The sequence below is a fragment of the Sphingomonas zeicaulis genome, assembly GCF_050433225.1.
GTDB lineage: Bacteria > Pseudomonadota > Alphaproteobacteria > Sphingomonadales > Sphingomonadaceae > Sphingomonas_D > Sphingomonas_D zeicaulis.
Genome location: NZ_JBNPXQ010000003.1, coordinates 1 through 17,365 on the forward strand (window position 1 = coordinate 1; position 17,365 = coordinate 17,365).

The window sequence follows — 17,365 nt, forward strand, 5'->3', positions numbered from 1 at the left end:
TCGAACAACTGGCGGAACAGATCGCTCTCACGAAAGCGGCCATGGCGGTTCTTCGAAAAGGTCGAGTGATCGGGCACGTCGCCGTCGAGACCTAGCAGGCTGTTGAAGAAGTCGGTGGCGTAGCGGGCGTGGACGTGATTCACTCGCGCACGGATGTGATCTGAGGTTGCGGGATGCGTGGAACGGACCGGCGTTCGGGAGAGCTGTTCTCCTACATTGATCTGGAGGCGCGGGTGCGAGCGGATCATCCGCTTCGATCCATTCGGGCCGTTGCTGATGAGGCGCTTGGTGCGCTGTCGAGCGATTTTGCGCTGCTGTATTCGGGCTTGGGCCGGCCCTCGATCGCGCCGGAGATGCTGCTTCGCGCGATGCTGCTGCAAGCCTTCTATTCGGTACGGTCGGAACGGCAGCTGATGGAGCGGCTGGAGTTTGACCTCTTGTTCCGCTGGTTCGTGGGCCTTGGGGTCGACGAGCCCGTGTGGGATCACTCGACCTTCTCCAAGAACCGTGACCGGCTGCTGGCTGGCGAGATCGCCGCAAAATTCCTGACCGCAATTCTCGAGCGGCACCGCGTTCGCCGGCTGCTCTCGAGCGATCATTTCAGCGTCGATGGCACGCTGATCGAAGCCTGGGCTTCACTGAAGAGCTTCCGACCGCGCAATGACGACGATCGTGGTGCCGGCGGTGGCGGTGGCAGTCGAAATGGGCTTGCCGACTTTCGGGGCGAGAAACGGTCGAACGACACACACGCAAGCACCACGGATCCCGATGCGATGCTCTACAAGAAGGGCCCTGGAATGGAGGCGAGGCTATGCTTCATCGGCCATGGGCTCATGGAGAACCGGTCTGGTCTGCTGGTCGATGCCCGGCTCACCCGCGTCTCAGGCCATGCCGAGCGGCTCGCCGCGCTCGAGATGATCGAGCCCTTTGCTGATCGGCCGCGCGCCATCACGCTGGGCGCCGATCGCGGCTATGACGCGGCGGATTTCGTTGAAGAACTCCGCACGCTCAACGTCAGGCCTCACGTCGCACAGAACGTGAGCAAGCGCCGATCTGCGATCGATGGACGCACGACCCGCCACGCGAGCTATGCGTCCAGCATCCGGGCACGCAAACGCATTGAAGAAGCGTTCGGCTGGATCAAATCCATCGCAGGCCTGCGCAAGTCCAAGCTCCGCGGCCTTCATAAGGTCGACTGGGCCTTCACCTTTGCCGCGGCTGCTTACAATCTGATCCGGCTACCAAAGCTGCTTGGAGCGCCAGCATGAGCGTCACTGGCAAATGGCGCATCGTCGAGATGCCTGGCTTCCCGGCCGACTATCCGGATCTCGTCGAGCCAGCCTATATACAGTTCGAGAAGCAAGGTGGCGAGTTCGCCTTCGGTGCCTGCACTGGTCACATCTGGGAAGCCAGCACCACAGAAGCCACCAGCATCGACTTCTCGTGGGATGGCAGCGACGAGATGGACGAGGTCTGCGGCGATGGAGACGCCGAACTCCAGCCAGACGGCTCACTCCATGGCGGAATCCGTTACCGGCACGGCGACGATCTATCTTTCATCGCTCGAAAATGGACTTCTTCAACAGCCTGCTAGGCGGCAGAACCAGCGGTACGCCAGATTGAGATGCACCTCCTCGCACAGGCGTCGCTCCGACCTGATGCCGAAGCAGTACCCCACGATCAGCATCCGCAGCGTCAGTTCAGGGTCGATCGAAGGGCGTCCGATCGCGCTGTAGAAACCGCGCAAGTGCTCGCGCATGTCCGACAGGTCCACGAACCGGTCGATCGCCCGTAGCAGATGATCGGCAGGAACGTGCCGATCCAGGCTGAACTCGTAGAACAGGGCCTCCTGCGCCACCCGGCGCTCGCCCATCATCGCTTGGCGTCCTTCTGCATCTCGATGCTGAATCAGACACTCACCCCGAGTGCAAGGCCGACTTTTTCAACGGCATCTCCCAAATGTAGACATTCTCATTGAGGCTTGAGATTACACATGCGCCTCATTGAACCAGCGACCGGCTGAAGTCTATGAGGCGGCGACCAAACGCTTGGTGCGCTGAAGCCGGGGAATTTTCGATCCCCAAAAGTTCTTCTCGATGAACCTGATCACCGTATTGATCGAACGTGTCTGCGGCCCGCTTACGCGCGGCCCCAACCAGATCCTGGTTTGCAGCTTCAGCGCGTGCAAAGCCGATTTCATCTGGAACAATACCGTGAGTTCGTGTGACCCAACCATATTCGCTTTGCCAGACATGTCGGGAACGCGCTTCCCACTGTTCAAAGGCCGCATCGGCAGCGTCCTTTACTTCAGCTCGCGTCCAGCCGTTGATGGTCATCAAGTGCCGCGTGACCTCCTCCTCGCGACCATCAACGAGTGACTTGCCCCAATGCCGAACGTGATGGCAGTCCGGACAGAGCGCGACGACGCCCTTGAGTGTCTGGATATGCCGATCATCATCGTATTCCCAGGCTTCGTCTGCCTCCACGGGCCATCGCGGCCCCCGCCCCCCGCACACTCGACAGCGATTTCCAGCTCGAGCGTAAGCCCCCCGCCGAACGACATCCCATTGATCCTTTGGGAGTACAGAACGAAGATTTTTCCCCCAGAGCGTCTGCGGCACCATCCAGGGGCGGATATACGGCAACATCAGATCTCGCCGGTAAATCCGCGGCACGAAGGGCCGCAACCTGAAATACGCGTTACTGGTCAGCAAGCCTGCGTCGCACGCCCAAAATCTTTCCTCAACATTCCAGCGAGCTCCTGCGCGACGCGCTTCATCCTTGCGCTCGAACGGCACACACAGAGGTACGAGCTTCATTCAGACGAGGTCGCTCATTGTTGATCCGAACATCAATGCAGCTTCGTTTGGCCTTCTAACGGGCGATGATCACCGGCGGCAATGATCGAACCGCAATTTCAGCATCGATCGGACGCGAAGATCACATCAGTGGTCGGGCAATAACCTCCAACCCCCTGCTGCCATTTGACGCGCGTCGTGAACGAGGCGCCTGACGCGCGACTTCAGAAAATCACTGCCCTCCCCCCAACTGTCGCGGACCATACGCGGTCCGAACAGCGCTATTGCAATGTCGCGATGGCTCGCTCCGGACGCGCGCGCATCATGCACGCGAAGCAGTCTGCACCAGCGCGGCATCCTCTGTTCCTTCAGGAAAAAGGCTGCGCGGAACCTTCCACGCCGCCAGAGAGCGTCGAGCTGGTCGAGCGCCGGGAGAACTGACCCCAGACCGCCGAGTCCGGACACCCGCAGGCCGATGCCAATCGGACCGCGTGGCCAGCAGCGACCGTCCAGATCGATCCGCAGCCGCCGGTGTTTCTGGACAATCGCGATCGGCATGATCGATGTGCTGATCACTCCGTAACCGCAGCCATCGATGGCTGCAGGATCGATCGCCTCCGCACTACCGACAACCTGCGTCGCCGTGATCACCGTTGGATCGACCGCACGCGACCAGAGGAGGCGGGCGGAGCGGGCATCCCGCTCCGGCGCCTCGGCGAAAGTGAAGCCCCCACGCAGCAGCATCCGCGGCCGGCCAAAGCCGGGAGAAGGCCCCATCCGATTCGATCCGCACTTGAGGCTGCTGCTTGTGCCACGCGCGATATTGTGGATCGCGCCGCAACCATTCCCACATCAGCCCTGGCCGATCGACCACCTCGAGTGCCAGATAGCGCTCGGGCATCGACCAGTCTTCGGCCGCGATCAGTTCGCTGCCGATCGCCACTGCCGGATCTCAGTCATGACGCGCTGCCGCGGATCGGGTTGAACACGCACCGCTCCTTTCATCACGGGTGATGATCATCGGTCGGGCAGTTGGGATTTTCGATATGCCCCAAAGGAGGCATTGGTCTCATCGCCAGCTCGGGGCTTGATCGGGCTTTCGCCCGCCTTGACTGGATCCGAGATGCGTCACATCGGGACGTGTCGGCCGATCGATCCGTCGCGAAGCGCCGCCACGATAAGCTGAGTCCGCCGGGCCACGCCGTAGCGACCGCGTGCAGCGTTCATATACTTGGTCACCGTTTCTTCACTGAGACCCAGGATCCGGCCGATCTCCCAGTCCGTCTTGCCCTCGGCCGCCAACTCGACACATTGGATCTGCCGGCGCGTCAGTTTTGTCCGGATCGAGCTCCGCATCGGCCCGCGCAGCCTGAGCGCCGTGGAATAGGCCGCGACTGCAAGACATTGCGCAGCGATCAGGCACTGCCGCGATATGCCCGTGTCCGGACTCGACACGACCAGCGAGAGGCTGGCGGCAGGTTCACCTGGTGCGTGGAGCGGCACCGTCAATCCCGCGCCAAGACCAGCCGACTGTGCTTCTGCCAGCAAGGTCAGTTGGCGATCGCTCGGACGTAACCGCCGCATGACATCTGACCAGAGGAAGGCTGATGATGTTTGGCTTGCCAGCTGCTGGATCGGATCCCATCGGTGCAGGCCGTCCGCGCGAAACCGCTTGCCCCATTCCCGCGGATAATTCTGAAGCGAGACGAATCCGTTGGGTTTCCGCACGAGATCCCCGTGGTGGGTCAGTGCGAAGAATTCGAAGCCCAGGCTGCGAACCGTCGACGCAAGCAGCTGCTCCAGGGACCCCGGCTCTCTGACGAGCGCGCTGCGCTCGACGAACTCTGAAACCACGGAAAGCGCATAGGATTGCGGCATTTGCAGCCTCGAATCGCATCGTATTGCGTAATCCTGCGCTGTTTCTAATGCGATATTTCGAACCATCTCGGACGCCTCGAACGCGGAAAGAATCAAATTATATGAACAATATAGTTGAAATATATTGCGAGTGGACATTAGACCGTCACCAACCATCGTCGGTTGGCAGATGCCGTATTTGAGGATGGACGATCCGCGGACGGCATGCGGCGGTGCTTGAGAGATCGCTTCATCCGATGGAGGAAAGGCGGCAGCGGCGACCCTGCGTATTAAGAGCGTAATCGACGAAGCTGAAATTCACGAATGCCAGAATGGGCTTCGGTCAGCGATTTTTCGCGTAAGGTAGGGCAGATCAAGACGTGGCGCGGTCTTGAAGATGCGCTTCGACAGGCGTGCGGAGAGATGGGCATCCGCTATTTCGCGCTCAGCCAGCATGTCGACTTCTCGCGCACGCCATCGGGCGTTCGCCTCCACAATTATCCCGCCGGTTGGCAGGACTGGTACGACGCGCATGGGCTCGGCCTGAGCGACCCCGTCCACCGGGCAAGCTATCGGACTGGTCGCAGTTTCCTGTGGCGGGATATTCCCCACCTCCTCTCCTTGACGCGAAAGGACCGCGCCTTGTTGCGGCGCAGCCGCGAAGCGGGTTTCGGCGAGGGCGTGACGGTCCCCCATCATCTCCCAGGCGCGCTGTGCGGTTCATGCACCTTTGTCACGCACGCCGGTTTTTCGCTGCCTGATGGCGCGCTCGAATGGACCCAGATGATCGGCGCATTCGCCTTCGACACCGCACGCCGCATCGGTGAGCACTCAACGCCCCCTCCCCCGCGGATCAGCGATCGTCAGCGCGAGTGCGTCGTTCTGGGAGGACGCGGCATGACCAACCGCGCGATCGCCAAGCGTCTGGGCATCGCAGAGCACTCGGTGAACGAGCATCTTCGCGAGGCCCGCCAGAAGCTTGGCGTCAGCACGAAAGCCGAACTCGCCGTCAGGTTGCTCGGCTACGGCCTGATTTGCATCGACGATCTCTGGCAGCGACAGGAGCTGGAGTCGCGCGCCAATCGGGTCCGGATGCTCGGCTTTTCTCCCTAGAACAAGGGATGCTACGACGACGCGCACCCTGATCAGATCAAGCCTCTTCACATGCGGAGGTTTGTCATGATCCACGTCATACAGGGCGCCAGCAATCCCGCGGGCCGCGTGCTGCCGGCGATGTTCGAGGCGCGAAAGGCGGTCTTCGTCGATCTGCTCGGCTGGGACGTGCCCGTCATTAACGATCGGTTCGAGGTTGATCAGTTCGACGACGCCCGAGCCGTCTATATCGTCGTCACCGACGACGAAGGCCGCCATCGCGCTTCGGCTCGCCTGCTTGAAACGACGAAGCCGCATATCCTCGACACGCTGTTTCCGGATCTCAGCGACATGCCGCCGCCACGCGGCGAAACGGTGCGCGAAATCACGCGCTTCTGCCTGGATCGCGACCTGACCGCGGCCGAGCGCCGGAGCGCGCGCAACGAACTGGTGCTGGCGTTCGCCTATCACGCGCAGGAGGTGGGTATCACCACATACACCGGAGTCGCCGACCTGAACTGGTTCCGGCAGATTGTCGATTTCGGCTGGCGGTGCCAACCGCTTGGCACACCGAAACAGCACGGCTCGACCCGCCTCACCGCCATGGCGATCTCGATCGATGCCGACACGCTGCGGCTCCTGGGCGAGGCCGGGATCTCTGTCCGCTGCCCCGTTCGCCTGAGCGCCATCGCCGCATAAAGGGAGTTGCCGTCATGCCGCTATCCACCGTCACCGCGACAGCCGACACCGATCTGGTTTCGATCTGGAGCAGTCAATTGGCCGCGGAAGGCTATTGCATCATTCGCGATCTCGTCCCGACCGACAACATTGCAGCGCTCGACCGCCAGGTCATGGAAAGGTTCACGGCGACGCCCTATTGCCAGGGAGATTTCTACGGAACCCGCACCAAGCGCTTCGGTCGTCTTCTCCTGCAGGCGCCGGCTACAGCCGCGCTCGTCCAGCACCCCCTGATCGTAGCCATCGCAGAGCAACTGCTCGGCGATTATTGCGACAGGATCCAGCTGAACCTGACCCAGGCAATCGAGATCCATCCGCTTGAGATCGCACAGGCACCGCATCGCGATCAGGACATGTGGGCGGGAGAAAAGGGCCGGATGGAATATCTGCTTAACGTCATGTGGCCGCTGACGCCGTTTCGTGAGGAAAATGGCGCGACGCAGATCTGGCCGCGCTCACACGGACCGGCGGCGCTCGATCCCAGTCCAGTCACCCCCGCCATCGCGGCTGAGTGCGAGCCCGGCGACGCGATCCTGTTCCTCGGGTCCACCCTCCATTGCGGCGGCGCCAATCGTACCGCGAGGCCGCGTCGCTCGATCGTGACCGGCTATTCTCTCGGCTGGCTCAAGACCTATGAGAACCAGTTTCTCGCCTATCCGCCGAACATCGCGCGCGGCTTCGGCGAAGCCCTTTCCGATCTCGTCGGCTACCGGCAGCACCGGCCCAACCTTGGCAATTTCGAGGGACAGTGCCCCTCGCGGCTGCTCGGGCCGGACGCACCCGAACATCTCGCAGCGATTGATGCGTTGCGCCCCGATCAGGCGATGATGGTCGGCGCACACGCAGCGCAGCAGCGAACCGCAAGCCATGGACATCCGTCGTCGTCATGAATGCCGCACTGATGATGGAGCGCATCTATGACACGCTCAAGCAGCAGATCATGCAAGGCGACCTGCCGCCGGGCATCAGGCTCGATCCATCGCGACTGGCAAGCAAGCTCCACGCAAGCGTGACGCCCATCCGTGACGCATTGCATCGCTTGACGGGGGAGCGCATCGTCCAGGCTTGGCCGCAGGAGGGGTTCCATGCGCCATTGCTCTCGGAACCGGCGTTGCGCGATCTTTATGCGTGGCATGGTGAGATTCTCGCCAAGATCCTGAGGACGTCGATCTCCCACCAACTGATCGACACCGTTGGCATGGATGCCGCAGCGATCGCGATGGAACGCCGCTCAGGGCTAGAGACAAGCAGGGCGCTGTTCCGGGACATCGCATCGCGATCGCACAATCTCGAACACCGCCACGTTCTCCAGAATACCGCCGAGCGACTGGCCTGTGCCCGGCTGAAAGAAGAGCCACTGATCGAGGATGCGGCGGAAGAGGCGCAGTTGCTTATTCGCTCCTGGCGCGAAGGTGATATCAGGCGCCTGCGGCGGCTGATTGAGGTTTACCATCGGCGCAGGATCCGCCTGGTACCCGCCATCGCTGCTGCGCTCAGGCGTGACGCAGCAGACCTCAGGAGCGCATGAAAGGGCGAACAGATTATATTCGTCTAATTCAATCCGTATAAAATACTTATATGACGAAGACCTCCTAGACTGATCGAGCCGCAATAACGCGGCTCGATGATGGAGACACTTGTATGGAACGCGAAGGCGACAAGAACGACGACATCGAATTCGGTGCGGTCAGTGTCGAAACCCAAGGCCCCTCCGGCCTGCCCGTCGAAAATGGTGGTCGCCTGCCGATCACCGGTCTTTCGGACGACTGAATGCTGCGGGGGCGATCGCAATCGCGGTCGCCCCTCCTTTTACCTAGGGTTCGTCCCATGCTGCATTGCCGGCTCGCGCCCCACCTCAGCTTCTGCGAGGTTTCGGGTCGCCTGATCTTCCTCGATCTTCGCCAAGACCGCTATTTTCAGCTGGGCAACCGCAGCGCCCGGCGCTTCCGCGAGATCATCGCGAGGGGCGGCATGGTCGATCCGGACGATGATCTGGTCGCACGGGACATCCTCGTTCCCGGCGATGGCAGCGATCCGGCCGCCTGTCAGGTTGTCGTGCCGGAACGCAGCATGATCGAAGCTCACGCCGCCGACCGTCGGGGCCGGCTCTCGCTCTCCGCCGGGCTGGGCATCGTCCGTACCGCCGCTGCGCTACGAAGAGGGCCCCTCGACCATTTGGTCGGCCGCCTCCAGGCAAGGCAGGCCGGGATGCCAGCCGACGCCCCTGCGGACAGCGCGAAGCTAACCCGCCTGATCGCAACATTCGAACATACGCGCGCGTGGGTACCGATCCCGCGTGTCTGCCTGATCGACGGCCTCGCCCTGCTCGACCTGCTGCTGCGCAACACCGTCGCAGCCCGGCTGGTGTTCGGCGTCAAACTCGATCCGTTCGCGGCGCATTGCTGGGTGCAATCGGACACTACTATCCTCAACGACGCTGTCGACCATGCCCGCAATTTCACGCCGATCTTCGTGCTGTGACGCGACCCGCCTTCCTCGCGCTGATCGGATGCCGGGATGCGATCTCGCGCGACCAAGCCAGCCGATTGCGACACGCGGCCAGCGCTGCCGGGCTCATGACGACCACCGATCAGCCAGAACTGGCATTGTTCGCTGACCCCCGCTTGCAATGCCATGAGCATGACGGATGGTTCGCGCTTGGCCGGGTGTTCGGGCCGTCGCCGCGACAGCGCCAACGCATGGCGCCGAACGTTTCCCATGTCGATCAAGCGACGATGTTCGCGCAAGCCCATTGGGGCGACTATGTCCGGCTGCGTGCCAGCGGGCAGAATGCGATCGTCCAGCGCGCCGCGATGACCGGCATGCCGGTCTACTGGACCTGGCTCGATGGCGCGCTGCTGATCTTTTCGGACCTGTCGCTCGCCCTGACGGCCGGCCTCTTCCGCCCTTCGGTCGATTGGGACTTCGTCGTCCAGCGTCTGACCGTGCAGGATCTTCGCACATGCCAGACAGGGTTGAGCGGTGTCAGCGAATTGCTGCCGGGCGAAGCCCTCCTATTCGGCAACCGCGCGATCGAGGCACGGCAGCTATGGTCGCCGTGGCCGTTCGTCGAAGATCAGGCGCAGATCGAGGACCGCCTCGCCGCCGCCGCTGCTGTGCGCCGCGCCACGATCGAGGTCATGTCCGCCTGGGCTTCGGAAAGCGGCCGCATCCTGCTCGAACTGTCCGGCGGTCTCGATTCATCGATCGTCGCCGTAGCGCTTGCTGCCTGTGGTGCCGATTTCGCCTGCATCAGCGTCGCAAGCGAAGCCGCTGACGGCGATGAGCGGCGCTACGCACAAGCCGTCGCTCGTCAGATCGGCGCGCACCTGCATGAGGCGATCGCACTCACGAGCAGTATCGATCTGACCCGCGCGCCATCCACGATCACACCAAGGCCCCCGGCCAATCGCGTCCTGTCGGCTTTCGACGCCCACATCCGCCGGACCTTGACGGAAAATGGGTATAGTCGCTTCTTCAGCGGGATCGGCGGCGACAATGTGTTCGCCTCCAGCAATTCGACAGCGCCGCTGCGCGACGCCTTGCGTCGCTTCGGGCCGGGCCGTCATGCATTGGCGACGTTGACGGACGTGGCCACGCTCAACGGCACGACCATCGCCAGGGTCGCAAGAACCGCCTGGACGGCCGCGCGCCGTGCCGCACCGCCGGGCTGGACACCCGCCGACAGGTTCACGAGCCGCGATGTCGCCTCACACGATCTTGTCCGCCATCCCTGGCTCGATCGCCCACCCCGCCTGTCATCCGGCAAGCGCCAGCATGTCGATGCGCTGCTCAGGATCAGCGACTTCCTCGACCGTCCCGATCGCTTGAGCGAAGCCGAGCAGATCGCGCCGCTGCTGTCGCAGCCTCTGGTCGAAGTCTGTTTGAGGATACCGAGCTGGCTGTGGGTGGCCGGCGGACGCGATCGAGCGGTCGCCCGCGACGCTTTTGCCGACCTGCTGCCGCCGCTGATCGTACAGAGGCGAACCAAGGGAAGGCTCGAGGCGATGTGCGCCGGCGCCTATCTCGCGCAACGCAAACAGCTTGCTCCGATCCTGCTCGACGGCTGGCTGGCGCGTGCGGGCATGATCGACACCCGAGCGATCGAAGCCTATCTCGCCCGCCCGCTGCACGCTGGCGACTTCGACTATTTCCGATTGCTCGAGCTCGTCGATCTCGAGCTGTGGATCGGCTCCGTAGAATCCTGGCGGTGATGCCAGGGTCGAAGCCTTCGCCATCGCTCATATTGAGCGGCCTTGAGCGGGGACGGATCGGATCTGCCCAGAAGCCAGAAGCGGAACCAGTCGAGATTGCGCTCATAGGCCGCGCGTTTCTGGCGGGGCAGCACCTTGATGTGCGGCGCGTCAGGAAAGACGTGCAATTCTCCCATCGCGGCCGCCGACAGCCGCACTTGCAGCCGTGCCACCGACCGCGCCTCGATTTCCGGAAGCTGCATCAGCACGGGCGCGGACAGGTTCTGCGTGTTCATAGAGGGCAGACGCATCCATGCAGCCGGGTCCGTTTCCGGGTCAGCGAGGCCCCAGCGAGCCGAAAGATTTTTAGCGAAATCGGGTCGGTCGGCGGGCGCGTTCAACCAGTAGTAGCCCGGTTCCATCTGCACCGATGCGATCGAGACGGCGGCCAGCAAATCGCTGTGTGTGGCGATCCAGAACGCGACCTCGCTGCCGAAGCTGAGACCGCCCATGCCGACATTGTCCGGATCGACGAGGCCGCGGGCGGCCAGCCGTCCCACCACTGTGCGCACCGCCTCGAGACCCGTCGCATAGCGTTGCCCTGCAGGATCCGGCGCCGCGCTGACCGGCGGTGCATTGATACACAGGGCCGCGATACCTTCGGCCGCCAGCGGAACGAGCGGCCATTCGTCGCCGAGCCCGCCACGCAGAAACCCCTCGCATCGGTAATAGTTGATGAACAAGGGCGTGCGACCAGCCCCTGTTGGGCGGATCAACTGCGCGGTGATCGTCCGCCCCGCACTGTCGCGCCATTCCATGCGTTCCCTGACAAGCCCGCCAAGGCGAAGTCCGGCATTGGGCGCATGGACCACCCGGTTGCTGCCATCGAAGCCGAAGCGGACCAGACGCGGCGGCGTGAGCGATGCTGCCTCTACACAGAAGGCGGCGTCCACCGTGACCGCGCACGGCGCCTCAGCCTGCCGACCACCGTTCAGCAGCCCCCCCCCCCGCACCAGCCATTCGACGCGCTTGCTGCGGGGTGCCCACAGGGCCAGGCTCTGCGCGTGATCGGCGCCGGCGATGGCCAGCAGGACCGGCGCTCGGCCGCCCGCCCAGGCCAGCGAGGTGACACGGTCGTTACAGGCGCCAACCGTGCAACGGGCGATCACCTTTCCATCCCGTTGTATCGAGACGCCATTGCCCGCCGTCGAACGATCGGCTGTGACGATCGTCGAGCCATCGGTCGCGCTAGCTCCCGCACCCCGCTCGCGCAGCCCGCCACCAATCCATTGCGCCGCCATGGCGGCAGCGTCGGTGATCAGCCCGCTCGTCGGATCGACCAGCCGCAGATGTGGCGTCACATCGGCGAGTAAGCCCCTGCGATCGAACCATTCGCCGCTATAGCGCAATGTCGCGCGTCGTCGTGCGGTCTGGTCCCCGCGGAACAGGCTCTGCGAAAGGGTCGCCCGCCCATCGATCAGGATACCCCCGTCGCGCTCCGCTTGCTCCGCCTGTGCGATCTCATCCCGTGTCGCGCCCGTGCTGAAGAGGATCCGGCCGTCGCTGAGCAGCTGGAAATCCTCGACGTCGGCATCGTCCGACACCAATGTCCGCGAGCCGGCCCCGCCGACCATCGCCATGCGCAGTTCGACGCCCCTATCGCTCACCGCGCGATAATAGAGCGCCCGACTGTCTGGCGACCATTGTACCGCGCCGGGCTGCACGACGCCGGCATCGGACCATTCGGCGTTGCCGCCATCGCCGATCTGCCGCGGTGGATCGGCGGCTGCCTTGGTCGACGCCACAAACCACTCGGTGGGAATGGCATCGCGTTCCAGCGAAGGGCGTTCGATCCGATAGGCCACCCAGCGGCGGTCGGGCGAAACCGTCACGCCGGAAATATCGATGACCGTGGCGAGATCCGCTGATGTCGCCACCCCCGGCGACGCTGATGCAAGCATGGCCAGCAACCAGGGCCCTACCATTTCGTGATGACCTGGAAGGCGATCAGCCGTCCGACCGCGCTGGCATTGTCGGGATCATAGCCCACCGCGGAACTATATGTCCTGTTGTTGACATAGGGCGGGTTCGCATCGAGCGCGTTGTTGAGGTTGAGCGTCAACCGCAGGGAGCGATCACCACCACCAACGGCCACCGTGGCTCCGATCTGCAGGTCGACGGTCGTCCAGGACTCGACCCGTTCGGGCTCGGCCAGCACGGTATTTGTATAGGCGTCGATATAATTGATGAAGCCGGAGACGTCGAACTGGCCGGCCTGCCACCCCGCCCGGCCCCGCAGACGCAATTTGACCGGATTGGAGAATGTGCCGACGATATCGACAGCCGGGGACGTCTCGGTCAGCCGGCGATCGATCGAAAGGATCCGGCTCCCGGCAACGCCGAGATCGAGTTGCCCGCCGGCAAAGCGCGTCGCATAGCCGAGATCGAAGTCGATGCCGCGCTGATGGATTGAACCGAGATTGCGGATCTGGCCGTCGAGAATTGCGGTGATCTCGGATTGCGGGATGCTGCCGGGATTCGAAAAGGTCGGTGCCGCATAATAGGCTGCGATGACGTCAGGGCTCGGCGCAAAGTCGATGACCCCGCCATAGATATCCGGCCGAACCAGGAAGTTGAAATAGTCTTCCGATACCGAGCCAATCCGGTCACGATATCGGACATCGATATAGTTGGCGCTGAGATAGGCCCCCGGCAGCGCTACCGGGCGCAGATCGACACCCACGGTCCAGCTCGTCGCCTTCTCCGGGCCGATCCCCGGTGCATATCCGAACAGCGCAAGGACCGTCGACTGCCCGGTAGGCGAGCGTGGATCCGGCACGCGTGTCGCCTGGTACAGCGATATGGCAGGACCGATCAGTTCCTCGAAGCCCGGCGCGCGAAACGACGTCCCATAGGATCCGCGCACGGTGACGCCTTCGAGCGGCACCCATCGCAGACCCACCCGCGGATTGGTTGTGGTACCGACGTCGCTGTAATCTTCGATGCGCGCCGCGACAGACAGATCAAGTTCGCGGGCGCCGGGAAGGACCAGATCGCCGCCGATGAGCGGCAGCAGCAACTCGCCATATCCCGCAACGACCTCTCGCCCGTTTGGCACCTCCTCTCGGCGATTGACCGTAGGCTCCAGCGTGTTGACGTCGGAAATGGCCTCGGACCGATATCGTTCGCGACGAAACTCCGTGCCGAACGCGAAGCGAACCGACCCGCCGGGCAGGCGGAAGAGCGGTCCATCGGCCCTGAGCGCGCCACCCAGAATCTCGATGCGATTGAGCGTACGCCTGCCACCGCGGATCCGTGCCAGTGTATCGGCATTGCTGTAGCTGCCGTCGCCGAACGGGTTGAGCGCGGTTTCGGGGTCGGGATCAGCAAGCGCCGCAGCGACGCGCGCGCTATTCGGGAGATTGAGATCGAATGTCACTTCGCGTTGGATGCCAAGGCTGCCGCTGGCCTCGATCCGCCATGGCCCCAAGAACTTCTCCAGTCCCGCGCTGCCCGTCAGCCCTTTGACCGTTCCCCGATTGATTTGCGGTCCCAGGTCGCGATCGAAGCTGTAAAGGATTTGAACAGGCTGTGCCGTGCCGATCGGATCAACATAGAACGGGTTGGTGACCGGCACGGTCAGGGCGTTCAGCGTTTCCGCCGGCGTAATCCGGTCAAATCGGCGGCGCGCCCACAAGAGGCTGCCACGAAACGAGATCGTGTCGCCGAGTTCCTGATGGACAGCCGAGAAGACGGAATGGGTCCGCTGCTGCGGCAGGATATCCACGGCCGCGCGCGCATCCCGAAGATTGGCAGCTCCCGGCACAAGGTCCGCGGCTTGAAGTGATCGCCCATCCTGCATCGTGGGGATAGCGAACTGCTGGCCGTCAGCCGCGATGATCGTGCCTGGATTGGAATAGCCCAATCGATAGTCGGGCCCACCGAAGGGTCGAAGATCCTCGGTCGCGAAAGCGCGCTTCCGACCCGACAATCGGCCGCGGTCATAATATTCATAGGCGAGGACGACTTGCCCGCCCGACCAGCGCCTCCCGACGATCTGGCTGGCCTGGATCTCACCGAAATCGCCGTCCGCGGTGCCAGCGCGCAGGCGGGTTTCGGCCCCTTCGAACCGGTCGCGAAACCTCAGATTGACGACGCCCGCCACGGCGTCGGTGCCGTAGATCGCCGATGCGCCATCGGTCAGGACTTCGATGCGCTCAATCGCGCTCGACGGGACCATCGAAAGGTCGGCGAAAACCCCGCCGAGCCCCCCGAGCGCTGGCCGATTTCCATCGAACAGGACAAGCGTCGAGGATGTGCCAAGGCCGCGCAGGTTGATGCTGGCGCCATAGCCGTTGTTTGTGCCCGCATTGTTGCGGGTTCCGATACCGAACGTGGCCTCGTTCTGCCCTCCACCGAAATTCTGGGGCAGCGACTGGAGCACCTGCTGTGTGGTTGCGTAGCCGCTCCGATCAATCGCCGCCCGATCAATCGACACCAGCGGGGCGCCCACCGGCACGCTGCCACGAATGCGTGTACCGGTGACCGTGATCGGATCGTCCTCCCGGCCAGCAAGGGACTGCGGCGCCCGGACAATGACGAAGGCCCCCTCGCGCCTTTCAGCGCGCAATCCCGTTCCCTCGAGAAGTCGCGCGATCGCCGCTGCCGCCGACATGCGCCCGATCAACGGCTTCGCGCGCAAGCCGGCGAGCAGATCGTCACTGGCAAACAGCTCGACATCGGCGCGGCGCGCAACCTCACCGAGCGCCGCAGCGAGGTCCTGCTCCGCCATGTGATAGTCCTGCTCGGCCGTCTGCGCCATGAGACCGCTCGAGCAACCGATCAACAGTCCCCCTGCTCCAACACCCATCAACAGTTTCAAACAGATTTGCCGTTTTCCGGCCATTGTCGCCCTCCCTTTGGCCGGCGCAAACAGCGCTGGCTACGGGGGGCATGACGATGCGGCAGGCGAACACCCTACGCTTGGTCCGAAAATTATCGCTGGCTGCGAGAGCGCAGCACAAGCTCCTCGTCGGTCTCCTCCCGATCCAGTTCGAGCGCTTCGGCCAGTCGGGCAATGATCGCCTCGCCATCCTGAGCCCGGAACCTGCCAGTAACCCGGCGACTGGCCAGCGCCGGGTCCGCCAAGCGTATCCTGCGACGCGAATAGCGGCGGACATCGGCGATCACGACCGACAGCGGCGTTGCGGTGTAGGAGAGACGACCCGCTGTCCAAGCCGTGGCGTCCCGCTGCATCGGCGATATTGCGGGCGCTCCGGCCCCGGTTGCCGCCTGCAGCATCAAGCCCGGCGCAAGACGGACGACATGCTTGTCGGCAGCGCCGACATCAACGACGCCGTCAATCAATGCCACCCGAAGCATGTCGGCGCCGATCGCGACGTCGAAGACCGTGCCTCGCGCAGTCACCACATGGCCAGCAGCCGCCACGACGAATGGCCGTCGTGCATCATGCGCGACGGCGAACCGTGCCCGGCCGGCCATCAACGCGATCCGGCGCTCATTCGACGAGAAACGCACGTCGACACGCGTGCCCGCATCGAGGATCACTTGCGAACCGTCGGCAAGCCTGATCCGTCGCACCTCGCCGATCCGGGTTGCGTAGGCCACCGGCTTGGATGACGACGACCTTGTGTTTATCAGCAGCACCGAGCCAAAGATCAGCATCGCGAACAGCGCGGCAGCGGCATAGAGCCACCGCCCTCGACGAACAGCGGCGCGCCTGAGGTCCCGTGTCCGCCCAACCTTCGACCAGCGACCGATGGCTGTTTTCTGCCAGGTCTTTTCGACCGTCGTGTAGGCCGCTGCGTTGAGCGGGTCGGCTTGCCAGGCGGCGAATGCAGAACGCGCGGCATCAGCCTCGGGGCCGCGCATCCGCGCGAACCATTCGGACGCCTCGTCGATGCGCGCCTGATCCTCGCGATCGTTCGGGATCACGGTTCGGCTGTCAGCAGCCGATTCAGCGCAGCGAGCGCACGCGACATATGCTTTTCGACGGTCTTGACGCTGAGGCCGGTTTGCTCGGCGATCTCGTTGTAAGTCAGGTCGTCGAAGCGATGAGCCATGAAAATCTCGCGAGTCCTTTCGGGGAGCGCCAGCATAGCATCGTCGATGCGGGCAAGCATGTCGCGCGCTTCGAGCTGGCCATGCGGATCGGTCGAAGAATGTGCCTCAGCGCCCGGCAGCAGGATCACGTCAGCATGCCGAGCTTTTGCACGGGCATCGTCGCGCACCAGATTGAGTGCGATGCGGCTGAGATAGGCACGTGGACGCGCGATGCTCCCTTTGTCGCCGATGGCGATCAACCGCGCGAAGCAACGCTGCACCAGATCGGGTGCATCCTCGGTCTGGCGGGTCTGACGTCGAAAGAAACGGCGCAGCCGCGGCGCCTCATCGCGATAGAGGGTTTCGACGTCGGCAACGGGTGGCTGCTGATGGTCGCACTCCATCGGAAGGCCATGCCGCTCCTCCGGATCCTGCGGGCTCCACAGCCTCAGCTTCATCGGGCACGCTGGACGCGTCGCGCCGCCCATCCCTTACCATCCACGCCTATGCGCATGACCTTGCCTCCCTGCGAGGCCCACCAGCGCAAAAGCCGGGTGTTAAGAACATGCTTGAGACATGCGCTGACGCCTTTGGTCCTCGCGGACTTGGACATGCGCGCCAGCC

Annotated in this window: 17 protein-coding genes and 3 pseudogenes; 9 read left to right on the forward strand and 11 right to left on the reverse strand. The window is 63.5% G+C overall.

From position 1 onward, the window contains the following. Positions 1–152: pseudogene (locus FHS96_RS12810) on the reverse strand (IS5/IS1182 family transposase); the annotation flags it as partial. A gap of 21 nt (positions 153–173) precedes the next feature. Here FHS96_RS12810 and FHS96_RS12815 point away from each other — a divergent pair. Then, positions 174–1,268 (forward strand): IS5 family transposase, encoded by a 1,095-nt coding sequence (locus tag FHS96_RS12815; RefSeq protein WP_429591815.1) that lies wholly within the window; start codon positions 174–176, stop codon positions 1,266–1,268. Continuing rightward, positions 1,265–1,594 (forward strand): hypothetical protein, encoded by a 330-nt coding sequence (locus FHS96_RS12820; protein WP_429591818.1) that lies wholly within the window; start codon positions 1,265–1,267, stop codon positions 1,592–1,594. The genes FHS96_RS12815 and FHS96_RS12820 overlap by 4 nt, the downstream gene beginning before the upstream one ends. Here the strand turns inward: FHS96_RS12820 and FHS96_RS12825 are convergent. From FHS96_RS12825 to FHS96_RS12850, 6 genes and pseudogenes are all read right to left on the reverse strand, one after another. Beyond that, positions 1,592–1,876: pseudogene (locus tag FHS96_RS12825) on the reverse strand (transposase); the annotation flags it as partial. The gene FHS96_RS12820 and the pseudogene FHS96_RS12825 sit on opposite strands and share 3 nt — an antisense overlap. A gap of 124 nt (positions 1,877–2,000) precedes the next feature. Further along, positions 2,001–2,486: a hypothetical protein gene (locus FHS96_RS12830; protein WP_429593084.1), complete on the reverse strand. Its 486-nt coding sequence runs from the start codon at positions 2,484–2,486 to the stop codon at positions 2,001–2,003. Between the two features lie 252 nt (positions 2,487–2,738). Continuing rightward, positions 2,739–2,819: pseudogene (locus FHS96_RS12835) on the reverse strand (DUF5710 domain-containing protein); the annotation flags it as partial. Between the two features lie 126 nt (positions 2,820–2,945). Beyond that, positions 2,946–3,539, reverse strand: a complete 594-nt coding sequence (locus tag FHS96_RS12840; RefSeq protein ID WP_429593046.1) for a DUF2285 domain-containing protein — start codon at positions 3,537–3,539, stop codon at positions 2,946–2,948. Then, entirely contained in the window at positions 3,421–3,699 is a 279-nt protein-coding gene (locus FHS96_RS12845; protein ID WP_429593048.1) for a transcriptional regulator domain-containing protein, read from the reverse strand. Before FHS96_RS12845 ends, FHS96_RS12840 begins: the two co-directional genes overlap by 119 nt. Before the next feature lie 227 nt (positions 3,700–3,926). After that, positions 3,927–4,676, reverse strand: coding sequence for a helix-turn-helix transcriptional regulator (locus tag FHS96_RS12850; RefSeq protein ID WP_429591821.1), 750 nt, complete (start codon positions 4,674–4,676; stop codon positions 3,927–3,929). 303 nt (positions 4,677–4,979) lie between these two features. Here FHS96_RS12850 and FHS96_RS12855 point away from each other — a divergent pair, with 303 nt between their 5' ends. The 7 genes from FHS96_RS12855 to FHS96_RS12885 all read left to right on the forward strand — a co-directional run bounded on the left by FHS96_RS12855 (position 4,980) and on the right by FHS96_RS12885 (position 10,699). Beyond that, on the forward strand, positions 4,980–5,768 hold the full coding sequence (locus FHS96_RS12855; protein WP_429591824.1) for an autoinducer binding domain-containing protein: 789 nt from the start codon (positions 4,980–4,982) through the stop codon (positions 5,766–5,768). Between the two features lie 66 nt (positions 5,769–5,834). Next, on the forward strand, positions 5,835–6,446 hold the full coding sequence (locus tag FHS96_RS12860; RefSeq protein ID WP_429591827.1) for an acyl-homoserine-lactone synthase: 612 nt from the start codon (positions 5,835–5,837) through the stop codon (positions 6,444–6,446). A 77-nt stretch (positions 6,447–6,523) separates the two neighbouring features. Next, positions 6,524–7,375, forward strand: a complete 852-nt coding sequence (locus tag FHS96_RS12865; protein ID WP_429591830.1) for a phytanoyl-CoA dioxygenase family protein — start codon at positions 6,524–6,526, stop codon at positions 7,373–7,375. Next, positions 7,372–8,013 (forward strand): GntR family transcriptional regulator, encoded by a 642-nt coding sequence (locus FHS96_RS12870; protein WP_429591833.1) that lies wholly within the window; start codon positions 7,372–7,374, stop codon positions 8,011–8,013. The genes FHS96_RS12865 and FHS96_RS12870 overlap by 4 nt, the downstream gene beginning before the upstream one ends. A 113-nt stretch (positions 8,014–8,126) precedes the next feature. Then, entirely contained in the window at positions 8,127–8,255 is a 129-nt protein-coding gene (locus tag FHS96_RS12875) for a benenodin family lasso peptide (protein WP_429591836.1), read from the forward strand. Between the two features lie 57 nt (positions 8,256–8,312). Further along, entirely contained in the window at positions 8,313–8,966 is a 654-nt protein-coding gene (locus tag FHS96_RS12880) for a lasso peptide biosynthesis B2 protein (RefSeq protein ID WP_429591839.1), read from the forward strand. A gap of 95 nt (positions 8,967–9,061) precedes the next feature. Next, positions 9,062–10,699, forward strand: a complete 1,638-nt coding sequence (locus FHS96_RS12885; protein ID WP_429591842.1) for an asparagine synthase-related protein — start codon at positions 9,062–9,064, stop codon at positions 10,697–10,699. Here the strand turns inward: FHS96_RS12885 and FHS96_RS12890 are convergent. The 4 genes from FHS96_RS12890 to FHS96_RS12905 all read right to left on the reverse strand — a co-directional run bounded on the left by FHS96_RS12890 (position 10,633) and on the right by FHS96_RS12905 (position 17,229). Continuing rightward, complete coding sequence (locus FHS96_RS12890) at positions 10,633–12,615, reverse strand: Atxe2 family lasso peptide isopeptidase (protein WP_429591844.1); 1,983 nt, start codon at positions 12,613–12,615, stop codon at positions 10,633–10,635. The genes FHS96_RS12885 and FHS96_RS12890 overlap by 67 nt on opposite strands. Positions 12,616–12,656: 41 nt before the next feature. Beyond that, positions 12,657–15,500 carry a TonB-dependent receptor domain-containing protein gene (locus tag FHS96_RS12895; protein ID WP_429591847.1) on the reverse strand — a complete coding sequence of 948 codons (2,844 nt, stop codon included), beginning with the start codon at positions 15,498–15,500 and terminating at the stop codon, positions 12,657–12,659. A 173-nt stretch (positions 15,501–15,673) separates the two neighbouring features. Further along, positions 15,674–16,633 carry a FecR family protein gene (locus FHS96_RS12900; RefSeq protein ID WP_429591849.1) on the reverse strand — a complete coding sequence of 320 codons (960 nt, stop codon included), beginning with the start codon at positions 16,631–16,633 and terminating at the stop codon, positions 15,674–15,676. Beyond that, entirely contained in the window at positions 16,630–17,229 is a 600-nt protein-coding gene (locus tag FHS96_RS12905) for an RNA polymerase sigma factor (protein ID WP_429591851.1), read from the reverse strand. The genes FHS96_RS12900 and FHS96_RS12905 overlap by 4 nt, the downstream gene beginning before the upstream one ends. Positions 17,230–17,365: the final 136 nt, after the last annotated feature.

Bases quoted from the DNA above. Each gene is read 5' to 3' on its own strand.
- FHS96_RS12815 (WP_429591815.1), top strand. From the start codon at position 174: ATGCGTGGAACGGACCGGCGTTCGGGAGAGCTGTTCTCCTACATTGAT.
- FHS96_RS12820 (WP_429591818.1), top strand. From the start codon at position 1,265: ATGAGCGTCACTGGCAAATGGCGCATCGTCGAGATGCCTGGCTTCCCG.
- FHS96_RS12845 (WP_429593048.1), bottom strand. From the start codon at position 3,699: ATGCCCGAGCGCTATCTGGCACTCGAGGTGGTCGATCGGCCAGGGCTG.
- FHS96_RS12850 (WP_429591821.1), bottom strand. From the start codon at position 4,676: ATGCCGCAATCCTATGCGCTTTCCGTGGTTTCAGAGTTCGTCGAGCGC.
- FHS96_RS12855 (WP_429591824.1), top strand. From the start codon at position 4,980: ATGCCAGAATGGGCTTCGGTCAGCGATTTTTCGCGTAAGGTAGGGCAG.
- FHS96_RS12860 (WP_429591827.1), top strand. From the start codon at position 5,835: ATGATCCACGTCATACAGGGCGCCAGCAATCCCGCGGGCCGCGTGCTG.
- FHS96_RS12870 (WP_429591833.1), top strand. From the start codon at position 7,372: ATGAATGCCGCACTGATGATGGAGCGCATCTATGACACGCTCAAGCAG.
- FHS96_RS12875 (WP_429591836.1), top strand. From the start codon at position 8,127: ATGGAACGCGAAGGCGACAAGAACGACGACATCGAATTCGGTGCGGTC.
- FHS96_RS12880 (WP_429591839.1), top strand. From the start codon at position 8,313: ATGCTGCATTGCCGGCTCGCGCCCCACCTCAGCTTCTGCGAGGTTTCG.
- FHS96_RS12885 (WP_429591842.1), top strand. From the start codon at position 9,062: ATGACGACCACCGATCAGCCAGAACTGGCATTGTTCGCTGACCCCCGC.
- FHS96_RS12895 (WP_429591847.1), bottom strand. From the start codon at position 15,500: ATGGCGCAGACGGCCGAGCAGGACTATCACATGGCGGAGCAGGACCTC.
- FHS96_RS12905 (WP_429591851.1), bottom strand. From the start codon at position 17,229: ATGGGCGGCGCGACGCGTCCAGCGTGCCCGATGAAGCTGAGGCTGTGG.